Genomic DNA, 6,287 nt, shown 5'->3' on the forward strand with positions numbered 1-6,287 from the left:
CAGCGTCGAATCCGTCCGGGTCCCCACTCTTTATTGCGGGCTAAACAACCCAAGGAGGAGAACAGGGTCCACCGAACGGGCTCCCTTCAGCGCTACGGGAGCGGTGGAAACAATATCAGGAGGAGGGGCGCAGCCCCGGGGGACATTCGCGGAGCAAGGCACCCCGTCGGCGTGAGCGTCGCTCACCGCCGCCAGTCACACGTGTCCGCATCCACCCAGGCCTGGAGGTTGCTCCACATGCTGCTTGCACTCACATCGCCGGCATGCGGTCGAACTTCGGCAATGCCGGGTCCAGCACGTCCCAGGCGTGGCCTCGCACGCCGTAGGTGATCAGCTGCGGGCTGAACCGGCCCGGGTCGTCGAGGCTCGCGGCATGCACGGTGAAGATGTCGGGCATGGCCGCGAAGGTCATGTACACGGGCGAGCCGCAAGCCGGGCAGAACGCGCGCGTCTTGAGGTTGCCACTGTCGCCCGCGTGGGCCCACAGCGTGGCCTGGCCGCTGTGCTGCACGCCGCCGCGCGCAAAGGTGAGGTAGGTGCCGTGACCGGTGCCGCTCATGTGCTGGCAGTCGCGGCACTGGCAGTGGTTCCGCACGATCGGCTCGCCGGCAATTTCGTAACGGATGGCGCCGCAGGCGCAGCCGCCGGTGTAGGTCGGGTTCATGTTTCTCGCCCTTTCGATGTGATGCACGCGCAATGCAGCGCGTGGGGCCAATCTATGCGCGCAGAGGCCGCAGCAGGGAGTAACAAAATCGTCGTGAATCGCGCCAACGCGGCGGCCAGGCCACAGGCCTACGTCAACATCGCCAGCAGGCTCGCGACACCCAACCCCACCGCCGCCAGCGCGTCGCCGGCAATCAGCCCGCCGCCGAACAGCGAGGCGCTGTTCATGTCCTGTGGCGCGTCGTGCCCTGCCGCCGCACGCGCGCCCCACAGGCTGCCCGCGACACCACCCGCACCGAGCCACAACGACGTCGACAGGCTCACGAAGCCGCCAAAGGCCAGCGCATACGGCGACGGCAGCACGATGGCATCGAGCACGAAGCTGCGCGGGCGCAGCCACTTGCGCAGCACCTCGATGAACAGCCCCACCGCCAAACCCACGCCAATGGCGGTGCGCTGGAACGGCAGGTCAGTGGTCAGGCTGCGCAGCACGCCAACAAACTTGTAGGTCATGGCCGAGCTCCATTCGGCCGGCTGCTGGTCGGCCTTGAGCACCGTCTGGTCTTGCAGCAGCACCGGGTACGCCGCCATGAAGAGCCGCGCGAACACCACTGCCAGCACGGCGCCCACCACCACGCCCAGCACCTGGTAGCGGAACTGCAGCACGCGCGAGGTGCCGAGCCGCCAGCCAGTGGAGCGGTCTTGCTGCATGTCGCAGGCTACGCCGGTCGCCACCAGCAGCACCGCACCGGCCATCAGGCCCACGCCCGGGTCGCGCAAGCCCAGCGCGGCAAGGATGACGATGGTCACGACGAAGGCCGAAGAAATCGGGTTGGCGTCGCTCACGCCCACCGAGATGCCGTTGACCAGCGCGAACACGAAGACAAGCGCCACCGCAATCACCAGATAGAAGACAGGTTGCCCCAGCAGCCAGTGGCCGCAGACCACGGTGGCGGCTGCCCAGAAGGCCACCCACAGCACGAGGCGCAGGCTGTCGATGCGCAGCCACGCCTTGGCCGGGTCGACTGGGTCGGCCCCGTTGGCCGCGGGCTGCGCCGCCGCGTTCTCGGACCACCCCCGACCGCGTGGCAGGGCCCGCGCGAAGATCAGCGCCATGTCCACCAGGGCCGCGCCCATGATCGCGCCCAGCGCGATCAGAAACATGATCTTGCGCGGCGGGTCCCCGGGCTGCAGCCAGCCGATGGCGACGAAGTACGGCTGCAGCGCCACGCCGATCAGCCCGCCGGTCACCGCGGGAACGCCGATGCGCGCGCCGATCACCAGCCCCGCGCCAAAGGTCGATGCAGACAGCCCGATACCGCCCAGCACCGGCAGGCGCGCCGCTGCCAACCCCGTGACCAACCCCAGCGTCATGCCGCCACCAAGCTGGCGCACCGAGCGCCGCAGCAGCGCCGGGTCGGTCAGCGCCCGCAAGATGTTGGCCACCGCCAGCCCCGACGGAAAGGCCAGGCGCATGCGGTCCACCAGCACCGGCGTGTAGAGCATGCCCACGCCCACGCCGAACATGCCCACGCAGCCTAGGTACAGCACCATCTGCCACGCCGGCGGTTGCGGCAGCCCCATCCACGCCATGGCCTGCAGCAGCACGCCCAGCCCGCTCATGCTGGTCACCGAGGCGGCCGCCGTCTGGATGTAATTGGCGCCATGTCGCCCGCCCGCGCCGTAGCCCGCGGTAACGGCCGAACCGAGCAGGCCCGCCAGCACCTGGCCGCCCACGAAGAAGCCGAGCGACAGGTTCATGTATGCCGCGGTCACGCCCGCCAACGGCCCCAGCACGAAGATGCCCAGGCTGGCCAGCAGCAGGTGGTAGCGCCAGCTGCCCTCGGCGGGCAACCAGCGCCAGCGGGGGGCTGGAGGTGAGTTCATGGGGCGGATGATCGCGCACTCGCGGGGGTTGCCGGTGGTGGGCGGCTGCTATATTGCCCCGGTCGAAAAAGGCAGACTTGGTTTGGTAAGCCCAAGTCCTTTCGGTAACGAAAGCTCTGTCCCTGCCTCGTGCATGCGTCCCCTCGACGAACACCGGATGCTGTTGAAGCGTTCATTGTTCGTCCGTGTGGTTCTCGAAACGACGAACCGCTCCGGTCGAACGACCCCAAAGGAGCAGTTCATGCGCGATACCTTGATTCACGACGTCGTCATTGCCGGTGCAGGCCCGGTCGGCTTGTTTCTGGCCTGCGAGTTGCGCCTGGCCGGTCTGTCCGTGCTGGTGCTGGAGCAGGCCGAAGACCCGCATTCGCCCCTGAAGCAGCTCCCGTTCGGCATGCGTGGGCTGTCCGTTCCCAGCACCGAAGCGTTCTACCGCCGCGGGCTGCTGAACGAGCTTGCGCCGCCGCAAGGCTCAAAAGATGCATCGGTTGGCCGCGGCGTTTCGGCCGCCGCGCACTGGATGCAGCAGGCGCGCCGCCCGGGCGGTCATTTCGCGGGCATCCAGTTCTTCCACGACACCATCGACACCACCCAGTGGCCCTACCGCCTGCCCAGCCCGGCGGGCGGCAACGTGGCAACCACGATGGCGCATATCGAATCCGTGCTGGCCGCTCGCGCCAGCGCGATGGGTGTGGAGGTTGAGCGCGGCCTTGGCGTGGAAGGCTTCGAGCAGTCGGACGACGGCGTGACCCTCCGTGCCGGCGACCAGACCTTTCGCGCACGCTGGCTCGTCGGATGCGACGGCGGCCGCAGCACCGTGCGCAAGCTCGGCGGTTTCGAGTTTGTCGGCACCGATCCCGAGTTCACCGGCTATTCAGTTGAAGTGGAGCTGGCCGATCCACACACGCTCGCGCCGGGCCGCCACTACACGCCCACGGGCATGTACACCTACCAGCCGCCCGGGACCGTTGCGATGGTCGATTTCGACGGGGGTGCGTTCCACCGCACGCAGCCGGTTGCGCTGGAGCATGTGCAGTTGGTGCTGCGGCGAATTTCCGGCACCGACGTCACGGTGACGGCACTGCGGCTTGCCACCACCTGGACGGACCGCGCTTTTCACGCCACGACCTATCGCAACGGGCGCGTGCTGCTTGCCGGCGACGCCGCCCACATCCATTCGCCATTGGGCGGCCAAGGGCTGAACCTCGGGCTCGGCGACGCAATGAACCTCGGGTGGAAGCTGGCGGCCACGGTCCGCGGCGACGCGCCGGCCGGCCTGCTCGACAGCTACGCCCGAGAAAGGCATCCGGTGGGCGCGCAGACGTTGGACTGGTCGCGCGCGCAGGTCGCGCTCATGCGGCCGAGCCGGAGTTCGCGAGCGCTCGAAGCCATCGTGCGCGACCTCATGGAGACACGCGACGGCGCCACGTACTTCGCGCAGCGCGTGTGGGGCGTGCTGCTTCGCTACGACCTTGGCGACAGCCACCCGCTGGTCGGGCGCAGCGCGCCCGACTTCGAACTGGCCGACGGCACCAGGCTCGGCGACCACCTGCGAAGCGGCAACGGCCTCTTGCTGGACTTCGACGCGGGCGCACCACTGCAAGCGCTGGCGAGCCGCTGGCGCGGTCGAATCACGTACATCGCAGGTGCAGTGAAGGACGGGCTCGGGTTGAATGCGGTGCTGGTGCGCCCTGACGGCATCGTCGCCTGGGCCGGTGCGGGTGCGCCAGACGGAACCGATGCTCCAGACCAGGAGGCGCTTGCACAGGCCGCATCGCGGTGGTTCGGCGACGCTTGAGGCCTGCGTCGGCAGCTCATCATCTCTTCCGTGGCTGTGTCTTCACCGCACCTTGTGCCGGGAGGCGGGTGAAATGGATACGCAATGCCCGTTGCTGATCGGCCGCCTGGCTACCCTTCAATCGCGAACTTGCCGAACATCCTGTCAATCCTGGCTTGGGGCACGGGTTCGACCATTTCAAGGAATGGCCCAATGAATTCCTGACCGACCGCCATGCACGCTCAGACAATCAGGATTCGCCCAGTTTCCATCCATCCAACAACCTCATACTTTCTCCTCGGGCTGGAGAGTGCGGTGGGTTTCTCTCCGCAAGTCCAACGCACGAATGACCGGCCCGAGCACATCCTTGATGTCTTTGGGCCACTCGACCTTCCGCGCCGTCCACTCGGCCAGCCGGTTGCAGAACAGCCACAGCATGTACAGCAACACGGTGACGGCAGCGCGATGTATGGAATGAAGGTCTTCATGGGTCGCCCGCAGGACGCAGCTTGTGTGCCGTGTCGGCTTTCAAGTCTTCTTCGGTGATGGGTGCGCCCAGCGCATCCTTGACCTCTCGCGGCCAAGTCACCTTCTGCGCGGTCCATACAACGAAGCGGTTGACAACGAAGAACACCGCGAACAACGGCAGTGCCAGGTGCTGCCAGAACTGTGACCACGGCAGTTCCTTCCAGTCCAGCCAGTAGTTTTTTCTTCGTTGCTTGAGCGCTTCGATCATGTCGAAGGCAGCGCCTCTGTACGGCGGGGCTTCGCCTGCAATCAGCGGCTGCGCATTGCGTTCCATGTACCGGCGGATGTACTCCCACATGGCGCTGGGGAAGTCGATGCCGGAGATGATGTACGAGTCCACGATGGTGGGATCGTCTTCGCTCTTGCGCATGAGGAAGATCAGATGATGGTCACGCCCCACGCTGGCCGTGCTGGCGCGCACGGTGGTGTGGTGCTCGGCGTCGACCAGCGACCAATCGATGACGCGGGCTTCGACTGTTGAAGAACCAAACAGGATGAAGCGGCGACGTGCGGCGCGGTGCACGTAGTAGACCTTGCGGCGCGCGCGATCGAAGTAGATCGGGGCTTCGCTGGGGCTGAACATCTCGAAGTAGATGCCGATGAGGAAGACGCAGAACATGCTCATCACCGCAAAAAGTGACAGCAAATAGTGTCCTTCGATCAAGTCTTGATAAAAATCGGACCAAAAAAAGTAAAGGCCGATCGAACCACAGATAAGTCCGAACGCTGTCGTGAATCCCCCCCCCGCCACCAACGACCCCCCATTGATTTCAATCGCGTTTCTATACACGCCCGATAGCCGTCCTTGATGGCCCGCCTGTGCACCGGCCGCACGCCTCTTGTTGTAGCGCTTGACCAGCCCGAAGACCTTGCCGCCTTCTCGCGCCTCATCGGTGCTTTGCCCGCTGGTGTTGAACAAGCCGATCATCCGTATATCCCGAAGCTGCCGTTCGGCCTGAACCTCCGATCGTCCGCCGCTGGCTCGGCCGGTGCTGGCGCTTCAACAGCTGGTGGTTGGAGCGCTTGCTCCAGCGCCGCGTCTTCTTCCTGCGCGGTGGCAAACCTTGGCGCATCAACCATGCTGTCCTTGCCAAAGTAGCTGCGCGCCGCCCAGCGTTGAAGGTCGGTGCGCGTGGTCAGGATAGCGAAGACCGTGGCACCGATACCGGCGATGAGTAATACCAAGCCGACGCCCGAGACAGCGGCAACTACGACACCAGCGGACGCGGCGAGCGCTTCAGCAGTAATAACCCCTGCAGCACGCAGGAGGACGCGACGAGCAATAAGTCGAGCAACCGCGCCACAAGGGAACATCTGATCAAGTCGTAAATTGACTTGATGACGAGCGCGCGTGTTGTGTCGCAGCGCTCGCCGGCTCGTTGCACCGGCATTCGATGTGTTTGAGCGCTTCTGTAGTGCCCTTACGCTGCCA

Annotated in this window: 6 protein-coding genes; 1 reads left to right on the forward strand and 5 read right to left on the reverse strand. The window is 65.8% G+C overall.

Annotated features, from left to right (window positions below):
• Window positions 1-250: 250 nt before the first annotated feature.
• Entirely contained in the window at window positions 251-664 is a 414-nt protein-coding gene (locus tag VLK31_RS36030; protein ID WP_409173293.1) for a GFA family protein, read from the reverse strand.
• A gap of 128 nt (window positions 665-792) precedes the next feature.
• The gene (locus tag VLK31_RS36035; RefSeq protein ID WP_409173294.1) at window positions 793-2,550 is read right to left on the reverse strand and encodes an OPT/YSL family transporter; all 1,758 of its coding nucleotides are present in this window, start codon (window positions 2,548-2,550) and stop codon (window positions 793-795) included.
• Window positions 2,551-2,791: 241 nt separating this feature from the next.
• Between VLK31_RS36035 and VLK31_RS36040 the strand changes: the two genes are divergently transcribed.
• Entirely contained in the window at window positions 2,792-4,348 is a 1,557-nt protein-coding gene (locus VLK31_RS36040) for an FAD-dependent monooxygenase (protein WP_409173295.1), read from the forward strand.
• 264 nt (window positions 4,349-4,612) lie between these two features.
• On the opposite strand, the gene VLK31_RS36045 is transcribed toward VLK31_RS36040, so the two are convergent.
• From VLK31_RS36045 to VLK31_RS36055, 3 genes are all read right to left on the reverse strand, one after another.
• Window positions 4,613-4,777, reverse strand: coding sequence for a hypothetical protein (locus tag VLK31_RS36045; RefSeq protein WP_409173296.1), 165 nt, complete (start codon window positions 4,775-4,777; stop codon window positions 4,613-4,615).
• 34 nt (window positions 4,778-4,811) lie between these two features.
• Window positions 4,812-5,774, reverse strand: a complete 963-nt coding sequence (locus VLK31_RS36050) for a DUF6708 domain-containing protein (protein ID WP_409173297.1) — start codon at window positions 5,772-5,774, stop codon at window positions 4,812-4,814.
• A 5-nt stretch (window positions 5,775-5,779) separates the two neighbouring features.
• Window positions 5,780-6,287, reverse strand: a 508-nt coding sequence (locus VLK31_RS36055; RefSeq protein ID WP_409173298.1) for a hypothetical protein, incomplete at its 5' end; no start/stop codon positions are given.

This window comes from Variovorax sp. H27-G14 (assembly GCF_046156345.1).
Taxonomy (GTDB): Bacteria; Pseudomonadota; Gammaproteobacteria; order Burkholderiales; family Burkholderiaceae_C; genus Variovorax.